We start from the raw sequence: 26,934 nt of genomic DNA, 5'->3' as shown, positions 1-26,934 counted from the left end.
CCGAATGTGCTGCCCGCCGCGCACCCGGCAATGCCGGCCTAGAACCGCTCCCAGGGCATCAGGTAGCGCCACTGGCCTTCGGGCACCTTGGCCAGAGAGAGGCGGCCAATGCGCAGGCGGCGCAGGCTGACCACGCGCAGGCCCACTTCGGTGCACATGGCGTCGATCTCGTCGGGGGCGATGCCCTTGAGCGCAAAGCGCAGATGGTTCTCGTTCTGCCAGCTCACGCGGCAGGGCGGCAACTGGCGCTTGCCGATCGGCAGGCCGGCCTTCATCAGCTCCAGGCCGTCCTCGTGGATCTGGCCCTCGACGCCGACGATGCATTCCTGCTCCAGCCACATGCCTTCCTCGCCCAGCTTGCGCGCCACGCGCTTGTCCTGGGTGTAGACGATGAGGCCGCTGGCCGGCAGCGGCAGGGGCAGGAAGGATTCCAGGTTCTTGAAGTGCTGGGCCAGCACCAGCAGCGGCATGGGCGTGTCCACCTGGGCCATGCTGGCTTCGCCCAGCAGGGAGTGGGCGCTGCGCACCCGGCCATAGGGCCGGCCCTGGGTGTAGCCCGCAGGCTTGTTCATCAGCAGGGTGACGGGCGGCACGGCCTCGGGCTGGGCGCCGCTGCGCAGCGTGACCTGCTGCTCGGGGCGCACGCGCGTCTCGGGCAGTTGCACGACCTTGCCGTCCACCTGGACGTTGCCGGCGGTGATATGCAGTTCGGCCTCGCGGCGCGAGCATTGTTCCTGTTCGGCCAGGCGCTTGGCCAGGCGAACGCTTTCAGATTCAGACATGCGCGCAGCTTAACCAGATACCAGGCCCCGCGCGCGTCGTCGGTCATTGCCGCCCGCACAGCGCACGGATGCGCTCCACATGCGCCAGCAGCGAGCGCTCGGCAATCGGCCACAGCTGGGGCGGGGCGTCGTCATAGGCCAGCCGCACCCAGTCCTGCACGCTGCCGTCAGGCTGTTTTTGCATGGCGGCCAGCACCTTGGCCTCGCGCGCCAGCCGGTGGGCCTTGAGCTTGGCGATCGCCTGGCGCGCAAAGCCCAGCACATAGCCATGGGCCGGCAGGATGAAGCGCGCATCGTGCGCGGCGCACAGCGCGTCGAGCCTGTCCAGCGAATCGATGTAGTCGCGCATGTTGCCGTCAGGCGGATCAATGATGGTGGTGCTGCCATTGAGGATGTGGTCGCCGCTGAACAGCAGGGCGTCTTCCTCCAGCACAAAGCACACATGGTTGGCCGCATGGCCGGGCGTGAACACGGCCTGCAGGGTGTGGGTGGTGCCGCCTTGCGCATCCTGCAGCACGATGCGCTGGCCGTCGGTCAGTGCGTAGTCGGGCGTGAAGCGGCTGGCCGGCCGGGCCGTGGGCGCCGAGGGCAGGCCGCCAATGGCGGGCCTGGGCCTGCCGGCCTGCACCGCCAGCGCCTGCAGCAGCGCGGCGCCCGGCGAGTGGTCGGCATGGGAGTGCGTGCACAGGATGTGGCGTATGTCGCCGCCCGCCGCATCGAACAGGCGCTGCACATGGGCGGCATCGGCCGGGCCGGGGTCGATGGCGGCGTAGCCCGTGGCGGCATCGCCCACCAGATAGCTGTTGGTGCCGGGGCCGGTCATCACGCCGGGGTTGGGTGCCGTCAGGCGCAGCAGGTTCTTGCGCAGTGGCACGGCGCGCTCGCTCTGCCAGTCCAGCGTGTGCAGGATCTGGCCGTCCGGGCAGACCATTTCCAGCTCGCCGAAGGGGGCCTCGTCTTCCATGTGGCGGGCTTCCTTGCCATTGAGAAAGCCGGTGCGCGGGCAGCACTGCCACAGCGGCTGCTCGCCTTGCAGGGCGGCGAACACGGCATCGGTGCCCGCGAAGCGGCTGAGCCGGTCCAGCGTGCGGATGGTGGGGAAGATCATGGGGAAGCTGCCCGCGCGGTGGCGCTCCAGCGCTTCCTGCGGGCGCACCCAGATGGGCTCGAACTGTTCCGACCCGTCGGCGTCGGGTTCCTGGTCTTCGGGCATGCGCGCCACGAAGAAGGGCACATCGAAGCGCCGGGGCTGGTCGCGGTCGGCCGTCCAGTGGGCCAGGTACCACAGCGCATCCACGGCCAGGCGCAGGCCGCGTGCCTCGCACTGGGGCACCAGCGGCGCCTTGCGGTCCAGCGTGGCCAGCTCGGCGGCAGATACCGGTCGGCCCTGGACGTCGTGGGCCAGCAAAATGCCGAGCTCCTCGAAGGTCTCGCGCAGGCCGGCGATGGCCTGGGTGATTCGCAGTGCGTTGCCGGCCTGGGCCGGACGGGTGCTGGCGCAGGCATGGGCGGCCTCGGCCGCGTCCTGGGCCTCGATGCCGCCGCCCGGGAAGACATAGGCGCTGGGCACGAAGCTGGCCTTGGGCGAGCGCCTTGTCATCAGCACCTCCAGCCCCTGGCCATCGGCGCGGTCGCGCAGCAGCAGGACGGTGGAGGCCTTGAGCGTGTCTACGGGCTGGCGCTGGGGGTGCAGGAGCTGGCTGGGGCGGGTCATGGGGGCATTATGCGGATTGGCCCGCCCGCCGCTGTTGCGCAAGAGACGCAAGTACTGCTGCGGGGCATGGCCCCGGATTGCGCCATGAGGCTGCCGTGCAGGGGATAATCGCCGGATGCAGATCCGCTTTACCAAGATGCAGGGCGCTGGCAACGATTTCGTGGTTCTCGACGAAACCGCCGGCCCGCTGGGCCTGAGCGCAGCCCAGTACCGCTTCCTCGCCCATCGCCAATTCGGCGTGGGCGCCGACCAGATCCTCACGGTGCGGCCCTCGCCCGCCGAAGGCATCGATTTCGAATATGTGATCCACAACGCCGACGGCGGCGAGGTCGAGCAGTGCGGCAACGGCGCGCGCTGCTTTGCGCGCTATGTGCACGACAAGGGCCTGACCGGCAAGTCCGTCATCCGCGTGCAGACTCTGGCCGGCCTCATCGCCCCCGAGCTGCATGCCGATGGCCGCGTCACCGTGGACATGGGCCAGCCCGTGCTGGAGCCCTCCCTGGTGCCCTTCAATAGTGCAGACCTTGTGCCTCGCCCGCTGGGTGCGGCGCAGCAATGGCCCCTGCAGCTGGGCGACGAGGCCACGGTCTGGATCGCCCCCGTTTCCATGGGCAACCCGCATGCGGTGCAACTGGTGGACGATGTGGACCACGCCCCCGTGGCCACCTGGGGCCCGCTGATCGAGCGCCATGTGCGCTTTCCCCAGCGCGTCAATGCGGGATTCATGCAGATCGTCGATCGCGGCCAGATCCGGCTGCGTGTTTACGAGCGCGGTGCCGGCGAGACGCTGGCCTGCGGCACGGGCGCCTGCGCGGCCGTGGTGGCCGGCATTCGCTGGGGGCTGCTCGACGCGCGCGTCGATGTGCACACCCGCGGCGGCCGGCTGACCATCGAGTGGGACGGCGGCGCAGTGCGCATGACCGGCCCCGCAGAGTTTGTTTTTGAAGGACAGATCGAGGTTCCCGACCAGCCATGAACAGCACTACCGATATCGCCGTCACCGAAGAGACGATTGCCGACTACCTGCTGAACCATCCGGAATTCTTCGAGCGCCACGCCGAGATGCTCGCGCGTGTGCAGCTGGTCAGCAGCCACAGCCCGCGCACCGTCAGCCTGCAGGAACGCCAGGCCGAGATGCTGCGCGAGAAGATCAAGGGCCTGGAGCACCGCATCATGGACATGATGCGCCACAGCAGCGAGAACGCCTCCATCGGCGACAAGCTGCATGCCTGGAGCTGCGCCCTGGCCAAGGTCCAGGACCTGCGCGAGCTGCCCCACGCGCTCACGGCCAGCCTGCAGCATGTCTTCGAGGTGCCCCAGGTGGCCCTGCGCCTGTGGAACGTCTCCGGCGCCCAGACCAGCAGCATCTACACCATGGGCGTCAGCGAGGACGCCAAGTCCTTCGCGGCATCGCTGACCATGCCGTTTTGCGGCCCCAACATGGGCTTCGAGCCCGGCGGCTGGCTGGTCGATCCCGATGCGGCCCAGTCCCTGGCCCTGCTCACGCTGCATGACGGCGACAGCATCAACCCGGCCAATGCCTTCGGCATGCTGGTGCTGGGGTCTCCCGATCCGCTGCGCTTTGAGGCCACCATGGGCACGGAATTCCTCTCGCGCATCTCGGCCCTGGCCAGCGCGGCCCTGTCGCGCATGCGGCCCGTGCCGCTGACCCTGGCGCGCGGCTGACCGGCTGAAAGCCCATGCCGGGAGCATCGGACAGGGACGGGCTCCCGGAAGGCGATCTTCCGGCAGAGGATCTGGCGGCAGAAAACCTGGCGATGCTCCCCGCCGCCGTCCATGCCTATCTGGAACATGTGCGCGTGCAAAAGCGCCTGGCCGACCGCACCTGCGCACTCTATGCGCTGGACATGGCCCGGCTTTGCACCATGGCCCGCGACGCCGGCCAGGAGCTACTGGCGCTGCAGCCCGCCCACATCCGCCGCTTCGTGGCCCAGATGCATTCCCGGGGCCGCAGTCCGCGCGGCATTGCGCTCATCCTGTCTGGCTGGCGCAGCTTCTTCCGCTGGGCGGCCCAGCAATCGCTGGTGCCCTTCAATCCCGTCGAGGGCGTGCGCGGTCCCAAGGCCCCCAAACCCCTGCCCAAGGCATTGGGCGTGGATGACGCCGTGCAGCTGGCCGCCTTCAGCAACGCCCACGCCGACCCCTGGATCGAGGCACGTGACGCCGCCATCACCGAACTGCTCTACAGCTGCGGCCTGCGCGTGGGCGAGCTGGTGGGCCTGGACGTGGCGCCCGGCCAGGACACGCAGCGCCAGGGCCGTGGCTGGATAGATTTGCAGGCCGCCGACGCCCATGTGCAGGGCAAGGGCGGCAAGCGGCGCACCGTGCCCGTGGGCGCCGCCGCGCTGCAGGCGCTGCAGCGCTGGCTGGCCTTGCGGGACACGGGCCTGGCTGGCGCGGCGGCCCAGGCGGCGCGGCAGGAGCCGGCGCTGTTCATTGGCCGGCGCGGCGAACGCCTGGGCGCGCAGTCGGTCTGGGCGCGGCTGCGCCAGCGCGGCCAGCAGGCCGGGCTGTCGGCCGGTGTCCATCCCCATGTGCTGCGGCATTCGTTTGCCAGCCACATGCTGCAGTCCAGCGGCGACCTGCGCGCCGTGCAGGAATTGCTGGGCCACGCCAGCATCTCGACCACGCAGATCTACACGCGCCTGGATTTCCAGCATCTGGCCCAGGCCTACGAGAGCGCCCATCCGCGCGCGCGGCGCCAGAGTGGGGACGGCAGCGACAGTGGCAATGGCAATGGCGATAGCGATGAAAAGGGCGGCCTCCGATAAAAAAGGCCAAGCCCTCTGTCAAAACGGCACTTGACAGGCTCGCTAAACTTATTCGGAACGTCTTTTCGACAAGGCCCGTCCGTGGTGGACGGGCCTTGCCGCTTCCCCTTGCTGAATTTTCTGAAAGCAATCCCATGGCACTGATTCCCGTCACCATCCTCACCGGCTTCCTGGGCTCGGGCAAGACCACGCTGCTCAAGCGCGTGCTCAGCGAGTCCCACGGCATGAAGATCGCCGTGATCGAGAACGAGTTCGGCGAAGAGAACATCGACACCGACATCCTCAGGACGGAGTCCAAGGAGCAGATCCTGCAGATGAGCAACGGCTGCATCTGCTGCACCATCCGCGAAGACCTGCGCGAAACCCTGCAGCTGCTGGCCGCCAAGCGCCGCAAGGGCCTGGTGGAGTTCGACCGCATCGTGATCGAGACCACGGGCCTGGCCGATCCCGGCCCCGTCGCCCAGACCTTCTTCATGGACGACGAGATCGCCGAGACCTATCTGATCGACTCCATCCTCACCCTGGTCGATGCCAAGCACGCCAACCAGCAGCTGGATGATCGCCAGGAGGCGCGCCGCCAGGTCGGCTTTGCCGACCAGCTGTTCCTGTCCAAGACCGACCTGGTCAGCGAGGACGAGAAGAACGCGCTCATCCACCGCCTCAAGCACATGAACCCGCGCGCGCCCATCCGCGCCGTGCATTTCGGCGAAGTGCCCCTGAACGAAGTCTTCGACCTGCGCGGCTTCAACCTCAATGCCAAGCTGGACATCGATCCAGACTTCCTCAAGGAAGACGACCACGACCACGGACATGACCATGGCCACAAGCATGAGCATGACGAGCACTGCGGCCACGACCATGGCCATGAGCACGACGAGAACTGCGGGCACGACCACGCCCATGACCACGAGCACGGCGAGCACTGCAAGCATCCGCACCACCATCACCACGATGACGACGTCAAGAGCTTCGTCTACCGTGCCGACCGTGCCTTTGACCCTGCCCGCCTGGAGGACTTCCTGGGCGCCATCGTCAACATCTACGGCCCGCGCATGCTGCGCTACAAGGGCGTGCTGAACATGCAGGGCACGGAGCGCAAGGTCATTTTCCAGGGCGTGCACCAGCTCATGGGCAGCGACCTGGGACCGCAGTGGGCCGAGGGCGAAAAGCGCCAGAGCAAGATGGTCTTCATTGGCATTGACCTGCCCCAGGACATCTTCCTGCAGGGCCTGGAGCAGTGCCTGGTCTGAGTTTTTTGTGAACCTTTGTGGGCAATCGGATGGCTTTTTGCTGACATCTGAATGACACAGGGGCCGCCCGCATGCGTGGGCGGCCCCTTTGCATTCCTGTGGGGTATGTGCAACGGCTTGCGCTCCTGTAGAGCATCGATACAATCGCGCCCCTGAAGAGAGCCCCCAAGCCCAATGGACTGCCCCGCAGGGGTCGCCCATACCGTGAGGAGACAGCAAGTGAGCGCCGAATCCAGCAAGAAGCCGTCAGTGGCCGCACCGGCCCCGGCTGCAAGCCAGAAGGCCGCGGTCCGCACTGCGGTCGGCGTTGCCGACCTGGTGTCCCTTGCTGACCGCAAAAGGGCTCTTTGCACGCACGGCCGCCGCACGGCCTGGATTGCCGCACCCCGCCGCACGGGGAAGCCGGCAGGTTCCGCAACTGCGGCGATCGGCTGTCCTACACGGCATTCGACCCGGGCGCCCCGATTGACAGTACCATCCATGGCCCCGTCCGAAGCCCTCGGCGCGGACTAAGTTAGCGAAACCAACACTATGCCTACCACTACGCAAACGCCTTCGTCGGGATCGACGAAACGAGACCCCAAGCTGGCCAATGCCTGGAAGACCAAGTCGGTGGAAGAACTGACGGATGCCGAAGTGCTGGCCATGTCGGATGACGAATACATGAATGAGAAGCAGATGGCGTTCTTCCGCCTCAAGCTGCTCACTCTCAAGCACGACATGCACACCAACGCGGGTGAGACGGCAGAGAACCTGCGCGAGGACACCGTGGTGGTTCCCGATCCGGCCGACCGCGCCACCATCGAGGAAGAGCATGCGCTGGAACTGCGCACGCGCGACCGCGAACGCAAGCTGCTCAAGAAGATCGAGCAATCCATTGCACGCATCGACGCAGGCGACTACGGCTACTGCGACGAGACCGGCGAGCCCATCGGCGTGGGCCGCCTGCTGGCCCGCCCCACGGCCACGCTGTCGCTGGAAGCCCAGCAGCGCCGCGAGCTCAAGCAGAAGATGTATGGGGATTGAGTTGCAGCAACGGCCTGCAGGCCGTCGGTGCTAATCTGACTCGCCATGGCAAAAGAAGAGAGCAGCAAATCGGGGGGGTTGTTGTCCAAGGTGGTGCGCTTTGTGCGCCACCCTACGGTCAATTGGTCCGACCTCGACGGCCTGGACGGGGAGCAGGAAAGCCAGTACAGCAAGCAGGCGCTCAAGGAAATGATCGAGCGCAAGCGCCGCAACGATTTCGTGCGCAAGCGCGAGTTCGACCAGCTGCGCCGCCTGCGCCAGGCCGAGCTGCAACAGGCCTCCAGGCCGGGCAGCGCACCGGTCGGTGTGCCCGGCCCCGCTGCGCAGGGCTCGCAATTTCTCAGCAGCTTGCTGAGCTCCAAATCCTCCGGTGAACGCGCCGTCACGCTCAAGAAGATCGACGAGATCGAGGCCCAGATGTCCCAGCAATGGTGGCGGGGCAAGCAGGCGGCCGATGCAACCACCATTCCCATGGCGCTGCCTGCGGGCGGCAATCCCGCTCCGGCCTCGTTTCGCAAGCAGCCGCCGCCGTCTGGGCAGATTCCCATGCTCAGCGACGTGGTGCCGCCGGCCATTGCCTCGCCCGGCGACGTGGCGGCCTTTGCCACCACCTTGCCCATGAGCCTGGCACCTGCGCCGCAGGTGCCCTCCGTCTCGACGGCCCCCATCATTGACCCCATGCCCATGGCTCGCCCCCTGCGGCCATTGGAGGGGGCGACCGATTTCCTGCCCGCCTTCGCGGCCACCGAGGTCTCTCCGCCGCAGCCCATGGACATGGTGCCGCCCTGCTTCGTGGTGTTCGAGCATGATCCTGACCTGGAAGAGCCGGCCATCCTCTTTGCCAATGGCGATGTGGATGGTGCCGAGCAGGGCATGCTGGAGCTGATCGACCGGCGCGATGTTCCCGCGCAGCTGCCGGTCTGGCTGGCCTTGCTGGACCTGTACCGTGCGGCCGACCGCCCGCTGCAGTTCGACAAGGCGGGCATCGAATTCGCGGCGCGCTTCGGCCGCTCCGCTCCCCAATGGTTTGCGATGCCGCAACAGCGCACCGCCCCCGTGATGCCCATGCCGGGCGCAGCGGCCGGGCGTGGCTGGCGCTGGAGCGCACCTGCACAGATCACGCCGAGTGCCGTGACGGCGCTGAAGGCCTCCCAGGCCAAGGCTTCCAGCCCCTGGAGCCTGGACTGGGCTGCAGTGGCCGGCATCGACGATGCGGCGGCCACGCCCCTGGAGGCGCTGCTGCAGCAATGGGCGGGCTCGCAGGGCGTGTTCGTGCTGCTCAATGCGGACCGGCTGCTGGCGCTGCTGGGCACGCTGGCTCCCTCGGGCGATTCCAGCGTGGATACGCTGTGGTGGCGGTTGCGCATGGCGGTGCTGCGTTTGATGAACCGGCAGGATGATTTCGAACTGGTGGCGCTGGACTACTGCGTCACCTATGAGGTCTCGCCTCCCTCGTGGGTGGACCCGGTCTGCCAGTGCCTGACGCAAGCCATCGAAACCGAGGGCGCGGATGCGCCCCTGTCGGCAGGCGTTGCTGCCACGGCGGACGCCGTGCGATTTGCGCTGGCCGGCACCATTGAAGGCGATGCCTCCACCTGGCTGGACCCGGTGCAGGAGGGGGCCAGCCTGGGCGAGCCCGTGTTCATCGACTGCACCCAACTGGTGCGCATGGACTTTGCGGCAGCCGGCTCCGTGCTCAACTGGGCTGCCCACATGCAGTCGCTGGGCCATGTGCTGCAGTTCGGCCAGCTGCACCAGCTGGTGGCGGTGTTCTTCAATGTGATAGGCATCCAGGAGCACGCGCAGGTCACTCCACGGCGGGACTGATCCTGCCGCGCGGCGGCTGCGCCACATCCCTTGCGGCAGGACGGCGCGCTCGCCGCGAAGAGCGCGTGGGCATTCTTTGAGCAGACCCTTGAGAAGGCCGCCTTCGCCCTCATCTGGCACCGCTATGGAACAGTATCACGGCACCACCATCATCAGCGTGCGCCGGCAGACCCCCGAAGGCGTGCAGGTCGCCATCGGTGGCGATGGCCAGGTCACATTGGGCAACATCGTCGTCAAGGGCACGGCACGCAAGGTGCGCAAGCTCTACCACGGCAAGGTGCTTGCCGGCTTTGCCGGCGCCACGGCAGACGCCTTCACGCTGTTCGAGCGCTTCGAGGCCAAGCTGGAAAAGCACCAGGGCCACCTGACGCGCGCAGCCATCGAGCTGACCAAGGACTGGCGCACCGACCGCGTGCTGCGCCGTCTGGAGGCCATGCTGGCGGTGGCCGACGCATCGGCCTCGCTGATCATCACCGGCAACGGCGACGTGCTGGAGCCCGAGCAGGGCATCGTGTCCATCGGCTCGGGCGGCGCCTATGCGCACTCGGCGGCCAAGGCGCTGCTGACCAATACCGAGCTGTCGGCCGAGGAGATCGTGCGCAAGTCGCTGGCCATCGCCGGCGAGCTGTGCATCTACACCAACATGCACCACACGGTCGAGACGCTCTGACACCCGCGCGGCGCCGGCTTGCCCAGCAGGCCGGCGATCGAAACGCACGGCATTGAAACTCACAGTCGCCAGCGGCCAGGCAATGGGGCTGGCGGCGCAATGCATCGAATACACACCATGTCCTCTGCCATGACCCCCCAGGAGATCGTCTCCGAACTGGACCGCCACATCGTCGGCCAGGCTGGCGCCAAGCGCGCCGTGGCCATCGCGCTGCGCAACCGCTGGCGCCGCCAGAACGTGGCCGACGGCCTGCGCCAGGAGATCACGCCCAAGAACATCCTCATGATCGGCCCCACAGGCGTGGGCAAGACCGAGATCGCGCGCCGCCTGGCGCGGCTGGCCGATGCGCCCTTCATCAAGGTCGAGGCCACCAAGTTCACCGAAGTGGGCTACGTGGGCAAGGACGTGGATGCCATCATCCGCGACCTGGCCGAGGTGGCCGTCAAGCAGACGCGCGAGGCCGACATGAAGAAGCTGCGCCTGCGCGCCGAAGACGCGGCCGAGGACCGCATCCTCGACGTGCTCGTGCCCCAGGCCCGCAGCGGCGAGGTGGCCGCCGACAACACGGCACGCCAGGTTTTCCGCAAGAAGCTGCGCGAGGGCCAGCTCGACGACAAGGAAATCGAGATCGATGTCGCCGACGCGCCGCCCCAGGTGCAGATCATGGGTCCCCAGGGCATGGAAGAGATGGCCGAGCAGCTGCGCGGCATGTTCAGCCACATGGGCCAGGAAAAGCGCAAGACGCGCAAGCTGCGCATTGCCGAGGCCATGAAGCTGCTGACCGACGAGGAAGCGGCAAAACTGGTCAACGAGGAAGACGTGCGCACCCGCGCCATCGCCAATGCCGAGCAGAACGGCATCGTCTTCATCGACGAGATCGACAAGGTGGCCACGCGCCAGGAAACCAGCGGCTCCGACATCTCGCGCCAGGGCGTGCAGCGCGACCTGCTGCCCCTGGTCGAAGGCACCAGCGTCTCCACCAAGTACGGCGTGGTCAAGACCGACCACATCCTGTTCATCGCCTCGGGCGCCTTCCACCTGTCCAAGCCCAGCGACCTCATCCCCGAGCTGCAGGGGCGCTTCCCGATCCGCGTGGAGCTGGACTCGCTGTCGGTCCAGGACTTCGAGGCCATCCTCACCCAGACCCATGCCTCCCTGGTCAAGCAATACCAGGCGCTGCTCGCCACCGAAGGCGTCACGCTGGAATTCACGCCCGAAGGCATCACCCGGCTCGCCGGCATCGCCTTCGATGTCAACGAGCGCACCGAGAACATCGGCGCGCGCCGCCTGTCCACCGTGCTCGAGCGCCTGCTGGACGAGGTCAGCTTCGACGCGGCCAATCTGTCCGGCCAGACCCTCTCCATCGACGCGGCCTACGTGGACCAGCGTCTGCAGTCCCTGAGCCAGGACGAAGACCTCTCGCGCTTCATCCTCTGAAATGGGCCGGCTGCCGCGCAGCCGCCACCGAAGTGACTGCCCGCATTGCCGGGCAGTCACTTTTTGTAGGAGGGTTGCCCGAGTTGCAACCGGTCGCCAGCGAATTGAATCGTTGCAATTGCGTGCAGGCTTTGAGAGATCACTTGCAGTCAGTCCTCTAAGTACTTGTAAAGCCAGGGATTTTTGTCACCACTCACATTGCATTCGGCTTCTAAGTTGTTGATTTCATTGCAAATAATTGTCCATTCCCGGGTTGTGAAACACCAAATTGCTGCTACAGTGCAAAAAAGTGCAATTAAGTGGTGAAAGTTGCCTTTGTGCCCCGATTTCCGGGACGCGATGGCTCCAACCGACCGGGGTGACTGACCGTGTTTCAAGGGGCGTCCTCGCTGAATCTCGATGGAAAGGGGCGGCTGTCTGTGCCGACCCGGCATCGTGACGCCCTTGTGGCCATGGCCCAGGGCCAGGTCACCCTCACCAAACATCCCCACGGTTGCCTGATGCTGTTCCCGCGCACGGAGTGGCTGCAGTTTCGCGAGCGGATCGCGCAGCTGCCCATGTCGGCGCAGTGGTGGAAGCGCATCTTCCTGGGTAACGCCATGGACGTGGACATGGATGCCACCGGCCGCGTGCTGGTGTCGCCCGAGCTGCGTGAAGCCGTGGGTCTGACCAAGGAGGTCGTGCTGCTGGGCATGGGCAACCATTTCGAGCTGTGGGACAAGGCCACTTATGAGGCACATGAAGCGAAGGCCATGCAGGAGGAAATGCCTGCGGCCTTCCAGGATTTTGCTTTCTAGGAAAGAGGCGTTTTCTTGAATCAGCCGTTGCAACACATCACCGTTTTGCTCGACGAGGCCGTCGATGCGCTGCTGGACGGCGCCGCACAGCCCGTTGCCGGGCAATGGGTGGACGCGACCTTCGGGCGAGGCGGGCATTCCCGGCGCATCCTGCAGCGGCTGGGGCCGGATGGGGCCTTGCTGGCGTTCGACAAGGACCCGGACGCGATCGAAGAGGCAGCGCGCATCACCGATGCGCGTTTTTCGATTCGGCACGAAGGGTTTCGCCACCTCAGCGAGCTGCCGGCCGGCAGCGTGCAGGGCGTGCTGATGGACCTGGGCGTGAGCTCTCCCCAGATCGACAACCCCGAGCGTGGCTTCAGCTTCCGCTTCGAGGGTCCGCTGGACATGCGCATGGACACCACGCGCGGCCAGAGCGTGGCGGACTGGCTGGCGGAAGCCGATGCCCAGCAGATTGCGGAGGTGATACGTGACTACGGCGAAGAACGGTTTGCTGGCCCCATTGCAAAGGCGATTGTTGCTCGGCGCGAAAGCCAGGGGCCCCTTCGCAACACCGCGGAGCTTGCCGAGCTCGTGGCTGGCGCGGTCCGGACCCGCGAGGCTGGGCAGAACCCAGCGACACGCACATTCCAGGCTCTTCGGATTTTCATCAATGCCGAGCTTGAAGAGCTCGAACAGGCGCTAGAGGCCAGCCTGCGCGTGCTGGCGCCGGGCGGACGCCTGGTGGTGATCAGCTTCCACTCGCTGGAGGACCGCATCGTCAAGCAGTTCATCGCCAAGCACTCCAAGGAAGTCTATGACCGGCGCGCACCCTTTGCCGTGCCCACGCCCATGCGCCTTGAAGCGCTGGGCCGCATCAAGCCCAGCGAGGCCGAGGTCGCCGCCAATGCGCGCTCGCGCTCGGCCGTGATGCGCGTGGCCCGCCGCACCGGGGTGCCTGCATGAAGCGCATGCACCGTCTGGCGCAAGAGGAGGGCGTGGCATGCTGCGCCTGAACCTCGTGCTGCTGCTGGCGGTGATGGCCAGCGCCATCTTCCTGGTGCACAACCAGTACGAATCGCGCCGCCTGTTCACCGAACTGGACCGCGCCGTGGCCGAATCGCGCCGCCTGGCCACCGAGCAGCAGCGCCTGCAGGTGGAAAAGCGCGCCCAGGCCACGCCGCAGCGCATCGAGGTCATGGCGCGCGAGCGCCTGCAGATGAAGCCGGCCACGCCGGCCATCGCCCAGTACGTCAATGACGATGCGCGCACCGGAGTGGCTCCATGACGCGCAGCGTGCTCTACACCTCCAGCCCCTTGCTGGCGTCCAAGACTCCCCTGTGGCGCAGCAAGATGATCGTGGCCATGCTGGGCCTGGGCTTTGTCGGCCTGGGCGCGCGCGCAGCCTACGTGCAGGTGTTCGGCAACGACTTCTTCCAGCGCCAGGGCCAGGTGCGCTTTGCGCGCACGCTGGAGCTGCCGGCCAACCGCGGCCGCCTGCTGGACCGCAATGGACTGATCCTGGCCTCCAGCGTGCCGGCCGCCAGCATCTGGGCCATTCCCGAAGATGTCGAGCAGGACGACCCCGAGGTCAAGGCCAAGCTCAAGCAGCTGGCCGCGCTCATGGAGATGCCGCTGCCCGCGCTGATGGAAAAGCTGGCCGACGAGGACAAGACCTTCGTCTGGATCAAGCGCCAGCTCGACTGGGACGTTGGCCAGCAGATCCATGCCCTCAACATCAAGGGCATCTACCAGCGCAAGGAATACAAGCGCCAGTACCCGGAAGGCGAATCGGCCGCCCACATCGTGGGCTTCACCAATGTGGAAGACCATGGCCAGGAAGGCATGGAGCTGGCCTTCGACAAGGAGCTGGGCGGCAAGCCCGGCTCGCGCCGCGTGATCAAGGACCGCCTGGGCCGCGTGGTCGAGGGCGTGGGCGAGGAAGTGCCCCCTCAGGACGGCCGCGACATCCAGCTGTCCGTGGACAGCAAGGTCCAGTACTTCGCCTACCAGAAGCTCAAGGAGCAGGTCATCGCGCACAAGGCCAAGGCGGGCAGCGTGGTGGTCATGGATGCGCACACCGGCGAGTTGCTGGCCCTGGCCAACTACCCCAGCTACGTGCCCGACAAGCGCAAGAACCTGACGGGCGAGCAGCTGCGCAACCGCGCCATCACCGACACCTTCGAGCCCGGCTCGACCATGAAGCCCATCACCATCGGCCTGGCGCTGGAGTCGGGCCGCTTCAAGCCGGAAACGCCCATCGACACCACGCCGGGCCGCGTCAACGTCACGGGCTCGACGATTTCCGACACCCACAACTACGGCCTGCTCACCGTGGCCGGCGTGATCCAGAAGTCCAGCAACGTGGGCACGACCAAGATCGCGCTGCAGATGCCGGCCAAGGAAATGTGGGAAACCTTCTCGGCCGTGGGCTTCGGCCAGAAGCCGCAGATCTCCTTCCCCGGCGCCGCCAGCGGTCGCCTGCGTCCCTACAAGACCTGGAGGCCGGTGGAGCAGGCCACCATGGGCTATGGCTACGGCCTGTCCGCCAGCCTGCTGCAGATGACGCGCAGCTACACCGTCTTTGCCAACGGCGGGCGCGTGATCCCGGCCACCATGGTCAAGACCGACGAGCCGCCCGTGGGCGTGCCCGTGTTCTCCCCGCGCACGGCCAACGAGGTGCGCAAGATGCTGGCGCTGGCGGCCGGCCCCGGCGGCACGGGCCAGCGCGCCCAGACCATCGGCTACTCGGTGGGCGGCAAGTCGGGCACGGCCCGCAAGCAGCAGGGCAAGGGCTATGCCGCCGGCAAGTACCGCGCCTGGTTCACGGGTATGGCGCCCATCGAGAACCCGCGCATCATCGTCGCCGTGATGGTGGACGAGCCCAGTGCAGGCACCATCTACGGCGGCACCGTGGCGGCACCCGTGTTCAGCGAAGTGGTGCAGCAGACGCTGCGCCTGATGGGCGTGCAGCCCGATATGGAAGTCAAGCCCTTGATCGTCGCCAACCCCGTGGAGGAGCCCTCGCTATGAGCTCCTCCCAAGCCCTGCGGGTGCTGTCCACGGCCACCGAGGCTGTCCAATGGCTGGCCGCCCGCCTGCAAGGCAGCGGCACGCTGCAGACCGACAGCCGCAAGGTCCGGCCCGGCGACGCCTTCATCGCCTGGCCCGGCGCGGCCACCGATGGCCGCGCCCATGTGGCCTCGGCCCTGGAGCGCGGTGCCATGGCCTGCCTGGTCGAAGCGCAGGGTGTCGAAGCCTTCGGTTTTTCCGGCGAGCACATCGCGGCGCTGCCCGGCCTCAAGGCCGCCACGGGCCTGATCGCCGACCAGTGGTTCCAGCATCCCAGCGCCCAGATCGACGTGCTGGCCGTGACCGGCACCAATGGCAAGACCACCACTGCCTGGTGGCTGGCGCACGCGCTGGCCCAGGTGAAGCTGCAGGAACGCAGCGGCTGTGCCCTGGTGGGCACGCTGGGCGTGGGCATCCCGCCCGCCATGGAATCCACGGGCATGACCACGCCCGACCCGGTGCGGCTGCAGCGCGCGTTCCGCGAGTACGCCGATGCGGGCCTGGCGGCCTGCGCCATCGAGGCGTCGTCCATCGGCATCGTCGAGCACCGGCTGGACGGCACGCGCATCCGCGTGGCGCTGTTCACCAATTTCACGCAGGACCACCTCGACTACCACGGCAGCATGCAGGCCTACTGGGATGCCAAGGCCGCGCTGTTCGACTGGCCCGGCCTGCAGGCCGCCGTCGTCAACGTGGACGACGCGCATGGCGCACGCCTGTGGGCCACGCTGCAGTCGCGCAAGCAGCCTGCCGCGCTCGACGTCTGGAGCATTTCCATCGAAGGCGCGGCGCGCCTGCAGGCCAAGGACATTGCGCTGGGTGCCGAGGGCCTGAGTTTCACAGTGATAGAGGCAGGCCACAGCCTGCGCATGCACACGCGCATGGTGGGCCAGTACAACGTATCCAACCTGCTGGGCGTGCTGGCCGCGCTGCGCTGCCTGGGCCTGACCCTGGACCAGGCCGTCGCCGCCTGCGCTCACCTGGAGCCCGTGCCCGGCCGCATGCAGCAGATCGTCCAGCCCGGCCAGCCGCTGGTGGCCGTGGACTACGCCCACACGCCCGATGCGCTGGACAAGGCCCTGCGCGCCCTGCGCCCGGCCGCCGAGCAGCGCCGTGGCCGGCTGTGGTGCGTGTTCGGCTGCGGCGGCGACCGCGATGCCACCAAGCGGCCGCTCATGGGGCAGGCCGCCCAGAAGAATGCCGACTGTGTGCTGGTCACCAGCGACAACCCGCGCAGCGAAGTGCCCGACCGCATCATCGACCAGATCCTGGCCGGCATGCAGCCGGGCGAGAACCTGCAGTCCCAGGCCGATCGCGCAGCGGCCATCGCCCAGGCGATTGCGCACGCCAGCGAACGCGACGTGGTGCTGATCGCCGGCAAGGGACATGAGGACTACCAGGAGACGGCGGGCCAGCGCCATCCGTTCTCCGACATGGCCGAGGCGCACAAGGCGCTGGCGGCCCGCGAAGGAAAGAAGCGGTCATGATGACCTTGCAACAAGCGCTGGAGCTGATCCAGTCGCATATCCCCCAGGCACGGCTGGTCGGCGACGGCCAGGCCGTGCTCACGCGCGTGCACACCGACACCCGCACGCTGCAGGCCGGGGATCTGTTCGTCGCCTTGAAGGGCGAGCGTTTCGATGCCAACCAGTTCCTGGCCCAGGCCCGCGAGGCCGGCGCTGCCGCAGCCCTGGCCCATGGCGGCCTGGAGGCCGCAGGCCTGTCCGGCATCGAGGTGCCCGATTCGCTGGCCGCCCTGGGCGCGCTGGCCACGGCCTGGCGCGCGCGCTTTGCGCTGCCGCTGATTGCCGTCACCGGCAGCAACGGCAAGACCACGGTCACGCAGATGGTGGCCTCCATCCTGCGCGCCCATGCGGGCGAGGCGGCCCTGGCCACGCGCGGCAACTTCAACAACTCCATCGGCCTGCCGCTGAGCCTGATGCGCATGACCGCCCAGCACCGCGTGGCCGTGCTGGAGATGGGCATGAACCATCCCGGCGAGATTGCCGAGCTGGCCGCCATCGGCCAGCCCACGGTGGCCCTGGTCAACAACGCGCAGCGCGAGCACCAGGAATTCATGCACACGGTCGAGGCCGTGGCGCGCGAGAACGGCAGCGTGCTGCTGTCACTGCCCGCCGATGGCGTGGCCGTGTTCCCGGCCGGCGACACCTACACGCCGCTGTGGCGCGAGCTGGCCGCTGCGCGCCAGTGCCTGCTGTTCGGCGAATCTGCCGATGGCGCCCAGGTCCATGCGCGCGATGCGCTGTGGCTGGGCGATGCCTGGCAGTTCACCCTGGTCACGCCCGAGGGCGAGGCCTCGGTGCGCCTGCACATTGCCGGCCGCCACAACGTGCGCAATGCGCTGGCCGCTGCGGCCTGCGCCCAGGCAGCCGGTGTGCCGCTGGCCGACATTGCACGCGGCCTGAGCGTGTTCGAGCCCGTGCAGGGCCGCTCGCGCGCACTGGGCGTTTCGTTGCAGGGCCGCACGGTCACCGTGATCGACGACAGCTACAACGCCAATCCCGACTCGGTGGCCGCAGCCATCGAGGTGCTGCGCGAACTGCCCGCTCCCCAGCTGCTGGTGCTGGGCGACATGGGCGAGGTCGGCGACCAGGGGCCGCAATTCCATGCCGAGGCGGGCGCGCTGGCGCGCAGCCTGGGCATTGCCCGGCTGTTCACGCTGGGCGCGCAAAGCACATCCGCCGCCACCGCATTCGGTGCAGGTGCGCGGCATTTCGAAGACATGGCCTCGCTGCAGCAGGCAGCCTGTGCCGCGCTGCCCGAGGTGGGCAGCATTCTGGTCAAGGGTTCGAGGTTCATGAAGATGGAGCAGGTGGTTCAGGCGGTCGAGGCGGCCGGCAAGGATGACGGTTGCAAGAAGGAGGCCGCATGCTGCTGATGCTGTCCCAATGGCTGCAGGGCCTGTCCCCCGAGTTCGGCTTTCTGCGCGTCTTCCAGTACCTCACGATGCGCGCCGTGATGGCCGCGCTCACGGCCCTGGTCATCGGACTGCTGGCCGGGCCGCGCCTGATCCGCATGCTGACCTCGCTCAAGATCGGCCAGCCCGTGCGCGGCTACGGCATGGAGACCCATCTGGCCAAGAGCGGCACGCCCACCATGGGCGGGGCGCTGATCCTGCTGTCCATTGCCGTTTCCACGCTGCTGTGGTTCGACCTGTCCAACCGCTTCGTCTGGATCGTGCTGCTGGTCACGCTGGGCTTTGGCACCATCGGCTGGGTGGACGACTGGCGCAAGGTGGTCAACAAGGACCCCGAAGGCATGCGCTCGGGCGAGAAGTATTTCTGGCAGTCCGTCATCGGCCTGCTGGCCGCGCTGTACCTGGTGTTCTGCATTTCCGAGAACTCCAATGCCCAGGTCTTCGAGCTGTTCGTCACCTGGGTGCAGTCCGGCTTTGCGCTGGACCTGCCGCCCAAGGCGGGCCTGCTCGTGCCTTTCTTCAAGGAAGTCAGCTACCCGCTGGGCGTGCTGGGCTTCGTGATCATGACCTACCTGGTCATCGTGGGCGCCAGCAATGCCGTGAACCTGACCGACGGGCTGGACGGCCTGGCGATCATGCCCGTGATCATGGTGGGCTCGGCCCTGGGCATCTTCGCCTACGTCACCGGCAATGCCGGCTACGCCAAGTACCTGCTGTTTCCGCACATCCCGGGTTCGGGCGAGCTGCTGGTGTACTGCGCGGCCATGGCCGGCGCGGGCCTGGCCTTCCTCTGGTTCAACGCCCACCCGGCCCAGGTGTTCATGGGCGACGTGGGGGCGCTGGCGTTGGGCGCCTCGCTGGGCACCATTGCCGTCATCGTGCGCCAGGAAATCGTGCTGGCCATCATGGGCGGCATCTTCGTGGTGGAGGCGCTGTCGGTGATGCTGCAGGTCACCTGGTTCAAGTTCACCAAGAAGCGCTATGGCCAGGGACGCCGCCTGCTCAAGATGGCGCCGCTGCACCACCACTTCGAAAAGAGTGGCTGGAAGGAGACCCAGGTCGTGATCCGCTTCTGGATCATCACCATGCTGCTGTGCCTGCTGGGCCTGTCCACGCTGAAGCTGAGGTGAGTGCATGAACACCGAAGACTTCAAGACCGACCTCCACGCACTGCCGGCCACCGAGCCCGTCGTGCCGGCGTCCCCTGCCGAGCTTGTCGAGCTGGCGGACCCGGCCGGAATGCCGGGCCTCCCTCCCGAGGGGCAGGTGGTTGCGGACCCGGTCCTGGACGATTCACTGGCTCCCGTGCCAGCCGGCGACGGCGAGGCGGAGCTTCCGGCCGCCGAGGTGCCGCAGGTGCCGCAGGTGTCTGTGGCCCTGACCGAGCCCGTGCCCGACATCGCCACGCTGACGGCAGCCAAGGATGCTGCCGCCTTCGTGGCCCAGATCTTTGCGGACCCCAGCATCTCCGACTCGTCCGACGCCGAGGTCACGCCCCTTGCCGCCGAAGAGGCGGTTGAATCCGAACAGGTGCTGCCGCCCGTGGCTGCCGGCTGGCCCGGCGAGCAGGTCCAGCACCTGCAGGGCCAGCGCGTGCTCGTGCTGGGTCTGGGCGCCTCGGGCCTGGCCATGGCACGCTGGTGCGTGCGCTGCGGCGCCGAAGTCATCGTGGCCGATACGCGCCAGGCACCGCCCCAGCTGCAGCAGCTGTCCACCGAATTGCCCCAGGTGCGCTTCGTGCCCGGCGAGTTCACGGCGCAGCTGGTGGACGGCCAGAGCCTGGGCCTGGTCTACCGCTCACCCGGCCTGAGCCCGGCCGCCGTGGCGCCCGTGGTCGATACGGCGCGCGCTCAGGGCCTGCCCGTGGGCGGCGAGCTCGATCTCTTCGCCATGGCGCTCAAGGCCCTGGCCGCAGCCCATGGCTACCGTCCCACGGTGCTGGGCATCACCGGGACCAATGGCAAGACCACGGTCACCTCGCTGACTGGCCAACTGCTGGAGCATGCGGGCCTGCGCGTGGCCGTGGCCGGCAATATCGGCCCCACGCTGCTGGACACGCTGACCCAGGCCATCGATGCCGAAACGCTGCCCCAGGCCTGGGTGCTGGAGCTGTCCAGCTTCCAGCTCGATGGCGTGCAGATGTTCGAGCCCACGGCCGCCGCCGTGCTCAACATCACCCAGGACCATCTGGACTGGCACGGCAGCCTGCGCGCCTATGCCGATGCCAAGGCTTGCATCTTTGGCAGCAGCGGCACCATGGTGCTCAACCGCGAAGACCCCGAGGTCATGCGCATGCTGCCGGCGCCCGTGGTGCCGCCGGGCAAGCGCCAAAAGCCCCAGCAGCGCGCCCACATCACCTTCGGCGGCGACATGCCGCGCCGCCCCGGCGACTTCGGCCTGGAAGTGGTCAGCGGCATGACGTGGCTGGTGCGCGCCCATGAGGCCGACGAAACCGCCAAGGGCAAGAACGCCGAAGACCTGTACATCCAGCGCCTCATGCCTGCCGACGCACTGCGCATCCGCGGCCGGCACAACGCCATCAACGCCCTGTCCGCCCTGGCCCTGGCCAGCGCGGGTGGCTGCACGCTGGCGCCGCTGCTCTATGGACTGCGTGAGTACCGGGGCGAGCCGCACCGCGTCCAGCCCATTGGCCGCGTCAACGGCGTGGAGTACTACGACGACAGCAAGGGCACGAACGTGGGCGCCACCGTGGCCGCGCTGTCCGGCCTGGGACCTGACCACCGCATCGTGGTCATCCTGGGTGGCGATGGCAAGGGCCAGGATTTCTCTCCGCTGGTCGCGCCCGTGTCGCGCCATGTGCGCACGGCCGTGCTGATCGGCCGCGACGCCGGCCGCATCCGCGCCGCCCTGCAGGACTGCGGCGTGCCCCTGGTCGATGCCACCACCATGGCCGACGCCGTGGAGCTGGCCGCCTCGCGCGCCCATGAGGGCGATGCCGTGCTGCTGTCGCCCGCCTGTGCCAGCCTGGACATGTTCCGCAACTACGAGGACCGGGCCCACCAGTTCGTCGATGCCGTGCGCGCGCTGGCGCTGGATGCCGGGCATGAACTCGGAGGTGCTGCATGACCGCCGTATCGCAGGCCCTGGGCCGCATGCGCTCCTGGTTCGGAGGTGCGCAGGAGAAGGCCATCGACGTGCTGCCCGTGCGCCTGGGCGGTCCCCAGTACCACCGGCCCACGCAGACGCCTGCCAGCGTGCTCGGCCTGGACCAGGCCCTGATCTGGGTGGTCATAGGCCTGCTGGCCTGGAGCCTGATCATGGTGTATTCGGCGTCGATCGCCATGCCGGACAACCCGCGCTTCGGCAAGATCGCGCCCACCCATTTCCTGATGCGCCATGCCATGTCCATCGGCATGGCCTTCGTCGGCGCGCTGCTGGCCTTCCAGGTGTCCATGGCCACCTGGGAGCGCATGGCGCGCAAGCTCTTCCTGGTGTCCCTGGTCCTGCTGGTGGCCGTGCTGATCCCGCACGTGGGCACCGTGGTCAACGGCGCGCGGCGCTGGCTGTCGCTGGGCATCATGAATTTCCAGCCGTCCGAACTGGCCAAGTTCGCCGTGCTCATCTATGCGGCCGACTACATGGTGCGCAAGATGGAGGTCAAGGAGCGCTTCTTCCGCGCCGTGCTGCCCATGGGGCTGGCCGTGGTGCTGGTTGGGGTGCTGCTGCTGGCCGAGCCCGACATGGGCGCCTTCATGGTGATCGTGGTGATCGCCATGGGCATCCTGTTCCTGGGCGGCGTGAACGCGCGCATGTTCTTCCTGATCGCGGCCCTGGTGGTGCTGGCCTTCGTGCTGATCATCGCCACCTCCGAATGGCGGCGTGAGCGCATCTTTGCCTACCTCAATCCCTGGGATGAAAAGCACGCCCTGGGCAAGGGCTACCAGCTGTCGCATGCGCTGATCGCCATCGGGCGCGGCGAGATCTTCGGCGTGGGCCTGGGCCGCAGCGTCGAGAAGCTGCACTGGCTGCCCGAGGCGCACACCGACTTCCTGCTGGCCGTGATCGGCGAGGAATTCGGCCTGGTCGGCGTGCTCTTGATCGCCGTCACCTTCTTGTGGCTGACGCGCCGCATCATGCTCATAGGGCGGCAGGCCATTGCGCTGGACCGGGTGTTCTCCGGCCTGGTGGCCGAGGGCATTGCGATCTGGATGGGTTTCCAGGCCTTCATCAACATGGGCGTGAACCTGGGCGCGCTGCCGACCAAGGGGCTGACGCTGCCCCTGATGAGTTTCGGCGGCTCGGCCATTTTGATGAATCTGATAGCGATAGCGGTGGTGTTAAGGGTGGACTACGAGAACAAGTTGCTGATGAAGGGAGGGCATGCATGACACAGCAGCCCACCTCCCAAGGCACGCAACGCCAGCGCACGGCCCTGATCATGGCCGGCGGCACGGGCGGACATATCTTCCCGGGCCTGGCCGTGGCCCAGGCCCTGCGCGAGCGCGGCTGGAACGTGCGCTGGCTGGGCGCGCCCGGCTCCATGGAGTCGCGCATCGTGCCGGCCCAGGGCTTCCCGCTGGAGACCATCGAGTTCTCGGGCGTGCGCGGCAAGGGCATCATGACCCTGGCCTTTTTGCCCATGCGCCTGCTGCGTGCCTTCTGGCAGGCGCTGGCCGTGGTGCGCCGCGTCAAGCCCGACGTGGTGGTCGGTCTGGGTGGCTACATCAGCTTCCCCGGTGGAATGATGGCCGTGCTGGCCGGCAAGCCCCTGGTGCTGCATGAGCAGAACTCCGTGGCCGGCATGGCCAACAAGGTGCTGGCCAACGTCTCCCACCGCATCTTCACCGCCTTCCCCAACGTGTTCCCCAAGGGCCGCTGGGTCGGCAATCCTCTGCGCCAGGCCTTCACCGAGCAGCCCGCGCCCGAGCAGCGTTTCGCAGGCCGCAGCGGCCCGCTGCGCCTGCTGGTGGTGGGTGGCAGCCTGGGCGCCAAGGCGCTCAATGAGATCGTGCCCCAGGCGCTGGCCCTAATTCCTGCCGATGTGCGGCCCGTCGTGCTGCACCAAAGCGGCGCCGCGCAGATCGATGCCCTGCGCGCCAACTATGCCGCCGCAGGCGTGCAGGCCGAGCTCACGCCCTTCATCGACGACACGGCGCGCGCCTTTGCCGAGGCCGATGTCATCGTCTGCCGCGCTGGCGCCAGCACGGTCACCGAGATCGCGGCCGTGGGCGCCGCAGCCATCTATGTGCCCTTCCCGTCCGCTGTGGACGACCACCAGACCACGAACGCGCGTTTCCTGGTCGATGCCGGTGGTGGATGGTTGATGCAACAAAGCGCACTGACTGCCCAAAGCCTGGCCGAAATGCTACAAAATATGCAGCGTGCGACGCTGCTGGAGCGCGCTGGAAAAGCCAAGAAAATGCAAAAGACCGATGCCACCGCCGAGGTGGTCGCCGCCTGTGAGGAACTGGCCGCATGAAGCACGCCATTCATCACATCCATTTCGTCGGCATCGGCGGCGCCGGAATGAGCGGCATCGCCGAGGTGCTGCACAACCTGGGTTACGCCATCTCGGGCTCGGACCTGTCCGACAGCGCCACGCTGCGCCGGCTCGCCGGCCTGGGCATCGCCACCCACGTCGGCCATGCGGCCGCGCACATCGAAGGGGCTGACGCCGTCGTCACCTCCACCGCCGTGCAGTCCGACAATCCCGAGGTGCTGGCCGCGCGCGAGCGCAAGATTCCCGTCGTGCCGCGTGCGCTCATGCTGGCCGAGCTCATGCGCTTCAAGCAGGGCATCGCCATCGCGGGTGCCCATGGCAAGACCACGACCACCAGCCTGGTGACCAGCGTGCTGGCCGAGGCCGGGCTGGACCCGACCTTCGTCATCGGCGGCAAGCTCAACAGCGCGGGCGCCAACGCCAAGCTCGGCCAGGGCGACTACATCGTGGTCGAGGCCGACGAGTCCGATGCCTCCTTCCTGAACCTGCTGCCCGTGATGGCCGTCGTCACCAACATCGACGCCGACCACATGGAAACCTACGGCCATGACTTCGGCCGGCTCAAGGGCGCCTTCGTCGATTTCCTGCACCGCATGCCGTTCTACGGCCGCGCCATCGTCTGCGTGGACAGCCCGGCCGTGCGCGAGATCCTGCCCCAGGTGGCCCGCCCCGTGACCACCTACGGCTTTGCCGAGGACGCACAGGTGCGCGCCCTCAACGTGCGCGCCGAAGCTGGCAGCATGCATTTCACGGTGCGCCGCAGCAACGGCCAGAGCTATCCCGACCTGGACGTGGTGCTGAGCCTGCCGGGCGAGCACAACGTGCTCAACGCGCTGTCGGCCGTGGCCGTGGCCATGGAGCTGGAGATCTCCGATGACGCGCTGCTGCGTGCCTTCGAAAGCTTCAAGGGCGTGGGCCGGCGCTTCCAGCGCTATGGCGAACTGGCGACTGCCGACGGCGGCAGCTTCACCGTCATCGACGACTATGGCCACCACCCCGTCGAGATGGCGGCCACGCTGGCCGCCGCGCGCGGCGCCTTCCCGGGCCGTCGCCTGGTGCTGGCATTCCAGCCGCACCGCTACAGCCGCACGCGCGACTGCTTCGAGGATTTCGTCAAGGTCATCGGCCTGGCCGACGCCGTGCTGCTGACCGAGGTCTATGCGGCCGGCGAGGCGCCCGTGGTGGCGGCCGACGGCCGCTCGCTGACTCGCGCCCTGCGCGTGGCCGGCCGTGTCGAGCCGGTGTTTGTGGAAAACGTTGCCGAGCTGCCGGCGGCCATTGCCGTCAATGCCCGCGATGGCGACGTGTTGTTGTGCATGGGGGCAGGCTCGATTGGCGCCGTGCCCGGAAAGTTGGTTGAAATGCTTCAGAAACAAGAGCTGCAGGCGCAGCAGGGAGCTGCGCAATGAGCAGCTTCGGCACCCAGATCGATGTCAAGGCCCTGGGCAAGGTGGCTGTGCTGTTGGGCGGCCGCTCGGCCGAGCGCGAAGTCTCGCTGATGTCGGGCACGGGCGTGCTCAAGGCCCTGCTGTCGCATGGCGTGGACGCCCATGCCTTCGACCCCGCCGAGCGTGACCTGGGCGAGTTGAAGAAGGAAGGGTTCGACCGCTGCTTCATCGCGCTGCACGGCCGCTACGGCGAAGACGGCACGGTGCAGGGTGCGCTGGAGCTGCTGGGCATCCCGTACACGGGCCCCGGCGTGATGGCCTCGAGCATCGCCATGGACAAGATCATGACCAAGCGCATCTGGCGCTTCGAGGGCCTGCCCACGCCGGACTGGCGTCTGGTCGCCAGCGCAGGCGAGACGCGCGCCGCGCTGCAGGCGCTGGGCGCGCCCATGATCGTCAAGCCCTCGCGCGAGGGCTCGACCATCGGCCTGACCAAGGTCTGGACGGCCGAGGAATGCGAGCAGGCCTATGTGCTGGCCTCCCGCTATGACCCCGAAGTGCTCTGCGAAGAGTTCATCGAGGGCGACGAGACCACCTGCCCCGTGCTCGGCACGGGCGAGGGCGCCCATGCGCTGCCCGTGATCCGCATCGTCGCCCCCGAAGGCAACTACGACTACCAGAACAAGTACTTCACCGACGACACCAAGTACCACTGCCCCAGCGGACTGCCCGCCGAGGAAGAGGCCGAGATCCGGCGCATCGTCGTGCGCGCCTTCCGCACGCTGGGCTGCCGCGGCTGGTCGCGCGCCGACATCATGATCCGCGCCAGCGATCGCAAGCCCTTCCTGCTGGAGATCAACACCTCGCCAGGCATGACGGGCCACTCGCTGGTGCCCATGTCGGCCCGTGCCATCGGTGTCAGCTACGAGAACCTCTGCCTGGGCATCCTGGCCAGCGCCGCGCTGGACGCCGCGCAACCGGAGCAGGAGCACGCATGAGCTACTCCCTGCCGGCCCCCTTCGACGTCAAGCTCATGAACGTGACCGCCACGGTCCTGTTCGTGGGCGTGGCTGCGCTGGGGCTGGCAGCGGTGAGCTGGTGGGCGCTGCGCCACCCGGCCTTCAACATCGGCCGCATCGTGGTCGAGGGCGAGCTGGTGCACAACAACACGGTGACGCTGCGCGCCAACGTGGCGCCCGTGCTCACGGGCAACTTCTTCACCGTGGACCTCAAGGGGGCCAAGGCGGCATTCGAGCAGGTGCCCTGGGTGCGCGAGGCGCAGGTGCGCCGCGACTATCCCAACAGCCTGCGCGTCATCCTGCACGAGCATGTGGCCGAGGCCTTCTGGGGCCCCGATTCGGGCACCGGCCTGATCAACAGCTTTGGCGAGGTCTTCGAGGCCAACCTGGGCGAGCTCGACCGCGACGGCCTGCCGCGCCTGCAGGGCCCCGAGGACAGCGCCCCGCAGATGCTGCAGATGTACCGGCTGCTGGTGCCGGCGCTGGGGCCGCTGGATGTGGAGATCGACGGGCTCACGCTCAATGCGCGCGGAAGCTGGCAGCTCAGGCTGGCCAATGATGCACAGATCGAACTGGGTGGCGGCAGCGTGGAAGCCGTGCTGCAGCGCGTGCAGCGCTTCGTGCGCACGCTGCCCCAGATCACGACCCAATACAAGCGCAAGGCCGACGCCATCGAGTCGGCCGACCTGCGCTACGAAGACGGATATGCGCTGAGGCTGCGCGGTGTGACCACCGGCACGGCCAAGGCGCCGGCTGCAGTGCGTCCCCGACGCTGAAGACGA

General features: G+C 67.7%; 23 protein-coding genes. 21 read left to right on the top strand and 2 right to left on the bottom strand.

Translation table 11 applies throughout. The features are described 5' to 3' along the window. Nucleotides 1-38 precede the first annotated feature (38 nt). Both IAE24_RS10070 and IAE24_RS10065 read right to left on the bottom strand, forming a co-directional pair. Nucleotides 39-782: a pseudouridine synthase gene (locus IAE24_RS10070; RefSeq protein ID WP_012203381.1), complete on the bottom strand. Its 744-nt coding sequence runs from the start codon at nucleotides 780-782 to the stop codon at nucleotides 39-41. 43 nt (nucleotides 783-825) lie between these two features. After that, a complete protein-coding gene (locus IAE24_RS10065; protein ID WP_199960726.1) occupies nucleotides 826-2,496 on the bottom strand; it encodes an MBL fold metallo-hydrolase in 1,671 nt (556 codons plus the stop codon). Between the two features lie 115 nt (nucleotides 2,497-2,611). On the opposite strand from IAE24_RS10065, the gene dapF reads away from it, so the two are divergent. The 21 genes from dapF to IAE24_RS09960 all read left to right on the top strand — a co-directional run bounded on the left by dapF (nucleotide 2,612) and on the right by IAE24_RS09960 (nucleotide 26,928). Further along, nucleotides 2,612-3,472, top strand: a complete 861-nt coding sequence (gene dapF, locus IAE24_RS10060) for a diaminopimelate epimerase (RefSeq protein ID WP_180318073.1) — start codon at nucleotides 2,612-2,614, stop codon at nucleotides 3,470-3,472. Continuing rightward, on the top strand, nucleotides 3,469-4,182 hold the full coding sequence (locus tag IAE24_RS10055) for a DUF484 family protein (protein ID WP_012203384.1): 714 nt from the start codon (nucleotides 3,469-3,471) through the stop codon (nucleotides 4,180-4,182). Before dapF ends, IAE24_RS10055 begins: the two co-directional genes overlap by 4 nt. Before the next feature lie 14 nt (nucleotides 4,183-4,196). After that, nucleotides 4,197-5,288: a tyrosine recombinase XerC gene (locus tag IAE24_RS10050; RefSeq protein WP_199960724.1), complete on the top strand. Its 1,092-nt coding sequence runs from the start codon at nucleotides 4,197-4,199 to the stop codon at nucleotides 5,286-5,288. A gap of 134 nt (nucleotides 5,289-5,422) precedes the next feature. Next, entirely contained in the window at nucleotides 5,423-6,538 is a 1,116-nt protein-coding gene (locus IAE24_RS10045; protein WP_013804115.1) for a CobW family GTP-binding protein, read from the top strand. Between the two features lie 531 nt (nucleotides 6,539-7,069). Then, nucleotides 7,070-7,564 carry an RNA polymerase-binding protein DksA gene (gene dksA / locus IAE24_RS10040; RefSeq protein ID WP_012203387.1) on the top strand — a complete coding sequence of 165 codons (495 nt, stop codon included), beginning with the start codon at nucleotides 7,070-7,072 and terminating at the stop codon, nucleotides 7,562-7,564. 45 nt (nucleotides 7,565-7,609) lie between these two features. After that, the gene (locus IAE24_RS10035; RefSeq protein WP_199960723.1) at nucleotides 7,610-9,391 is read left to right on the top strand and encodes an STAS domain-containing protein; all 1,782 of its coding nucleotides are present in this window, start codon (nucleotides 7,610-7,612) and stop codon (nucleotides 9,389-9,391) included. Nucleotides 9,392-9,515: 124 nt separating this feature from the next. Then, nucleotides 9,516-10,061, top strand: coding sequence for an ATP-dependent protease subunit HslV (gene hslV / locus IAE24_RS10030; RefSeq protein WP_012203389.1), 546 nt, complete (start codon nucleotides 9,516-9,518; stop codon nucleotides 10,059-10,061). A 117-nt stretch (nucleotides 10,062-10,178) separates the two neighbouring features. Further along, the gene (hslU, locus tag IAE24_RS10025; RefSeq protein WP_199960721.1) at nucleotides 10,179-11,498 is read left to right on the top strand and encodes an ATP-dependent protease ATPase subunit HslU; all 1,320 of its coding nucleotides are present in this window, start codon (nucleotides 10,179-10,181) and stop codon (nucleotides 11,496-11,498) included. 368 nt (nucleotides 11,499-11,866) lie between these two features. Next, complete coding sequence (gene mraZ / locus IAE24_RS10020) at nucleotides 11,867-12,295, top strand: division/cell wall cluster transcriptional repressor MraZ (protein WP_012203391.1); 429 nt, start codon at nucleotides 11,867-11,869, stop codon at nucleotides 12,293-12,295. Nucleotides 12,296-12,310: 15 nt separating this feature from the next. Next, entirely contained in the window at nucleotides 12,311-13,240 is a 930-nt protein-coding gene (rsmH, locus tag IAE24_RS10015; RefSeq protein WP_012203392.1) for a 16S rRNA (cytosine(1402)-N(4))-methyltransferase RsmH, read from the top strand. Between the two features lie 37 nt (nucleotides 13,241-13,277). Further along, complete coding sequence (gene ftsL, locus IAE24_RS10010) at nucleotides 13,278-13,562, top strand: cell division protein FtsL (RefSeq protein WP_012203393.1); 285 nt, start codon at nucleotides 13,278-13,280, stop codon at nucleotides 13,560-13,562. Beyond that, entirely contained in the window at nucleotides 13,559-15,307 is a 1,749-nt protein-coding gene (locus IAE24_RS10005; RefSeq protein WP_013804112.1) for a peptidoglycan D,D-transpeptidase FtsI family protein, read from the top strand. The genes ftsL and IAE24_RS10005 overlap by 4 nt, the downstream gene beginning before the upstream one ends. Continuing rightward, a complete protein-coding gene (locus IAE24_RS10000; protein WP_096915172.1) occupies nucleotides 15,304-16,833 on the top strand; it encodes a UDP-N-acetylmuramoyl-L-alanyl-D-glutamate--2,6-diaminopimelate ligase in 1,530 nt (509 codons plus the stop codon). Before IAE24_RS10005 ends, IAE24_RS10000 begins: the two co-directional genes overlap by 4 nt. After that, on the top strand, nucleotides 16,830-18,245 hold the full coding sequence (locus tag IAE24_RS09995) for a UDP-N-acetylmuramoyl-tripeptide--D-alanyl-D-alanine ligase (RefSeq protein ID WP_199960719.1): 1,416 nt from the start codon (nucleotides 16,830-16,832) through the stop codon (nucleotides 18,243-18,245). Before IAE24_RS10000 ends, IAE24_RS09995 begins: the two co-directional genes overlap by 4 nt. Continuing rightward, the gene (mraY, locus tag IAE24_RS09990; protein ID WP_012203397.1) at nucleotides 18,236-19,414 is read left to right on the top strand and encodes a phospho-N-acetylmuramoyl-pentapeptide-transferase; all 1,179 of its coding nucleotides are present in this window, start codon (nucleotides 18,236-18,238) and stop codon (nucleotides 19,412-19,414) included. Before IAE24_RS09995 ends, mraY begins: the two co-directional genes overlap by 10 nt. A gap of 4 nt (nucleotides 19,415-19,418) precedes the next feature. Then, complete coding sequence (murD, locus tag IAE24_RS09985) at nucleotides 19,419-21,371, top strand: UDP-N-acetylmuramoyl-L-alanine--D-glutamate ligase (protein ID WP_199960717.1); 1,953 nt, start codon at nucleotides 19,419-19,421, stop codon at nucleotides 21,369-21,371. Beyond that, nucleotides 21,368-22,633 (top strand): putative lipid II flippase FtsW, encoded by a 1,266-nt coding sequence (gene ftsW / locus IAE24_RS09980; protein WP_013804108.1) that lies wholly within the window; start codon nucleotides 21,368-21,370, stop codon nucleotides 22,631-22,633. Before murD ends, ftsW begins: the two co-directional genes overlap by 4 nt. Beyond that, entirely contained in the window at nucleotides 22,630-23,724 is a 1,095-nt protein-coding gene (gene murG, locus IAE24_RS09975; protein WP_199960715.1) for an undecaprenyldiphospho-muramoylpentapeptide beta-N-acetylglucosaminyltransferase, read from the top strand. Before ftsW ends, murG begins: the two co-directional genes overlap by 4 nt. Beyond that, nucleotides 23,721-25,154 carry a UDP-N-acetylmuramate--L-alanine ligase gene (gene murC / locus IAE24_RS09970; protein ID WP_034390494.1) on the top strand — a complete coding sequence of 478 codons (1,434 nt, stop codon included), beginning with the start codon at nucleotides 23,721-23,723 and terminating at the stop codon, nucleotides 25,152-25,154. The genes murG and murC overlap by 4 nt, the downstream gene beginning before the upstream one ends. Then, nucleotides 25,151-26,131, top strand: coding sequence for a D-alanine--D-alanine ligase (locus IAE24_RS09965; RefSeq protein WP_043822039.1), 981 nt, complete (start codon nucleotides 25,151-25,153; stop codon nucleotides 26,129-26,131). The genes murC and IAE24_RS09965 overlap by 4 nt, the downstream gene beginning before the upstream one ends. Then, nucleotides 26,128-26,928 (top strand): cell division protein FtsQ/DivIB, encoded by an 801-nt coding sequence (locus IAE24_RS09960; protein ID WP_013804104.1) that lies wholly within the window; start codon nucleotides 26,128-26,130, stop codon nucleotides 26,926-26,928. Before IAE24_RS09965 ends, IAE24_RS09960 begins: the two co-directional genes overlap by 4 nt. Nucleotides 26,929-26,934: the final 6 nt, after the last annotated feature.

Source organism: Delftia sp. S65 (assembly GCF_016516495.1).
GTDB lineage: Bacteria > Pseudomonadota > Gammaproteobacteria > Burkholderiales > Burkholderiaceae_C > Comamonas > Comamonas acidovorans.
The sequence above is the reverse complement of the archived record's forward strand: the minus strand, read 5'-3'. Positions and strand labels throughout refer to the sequence as shown.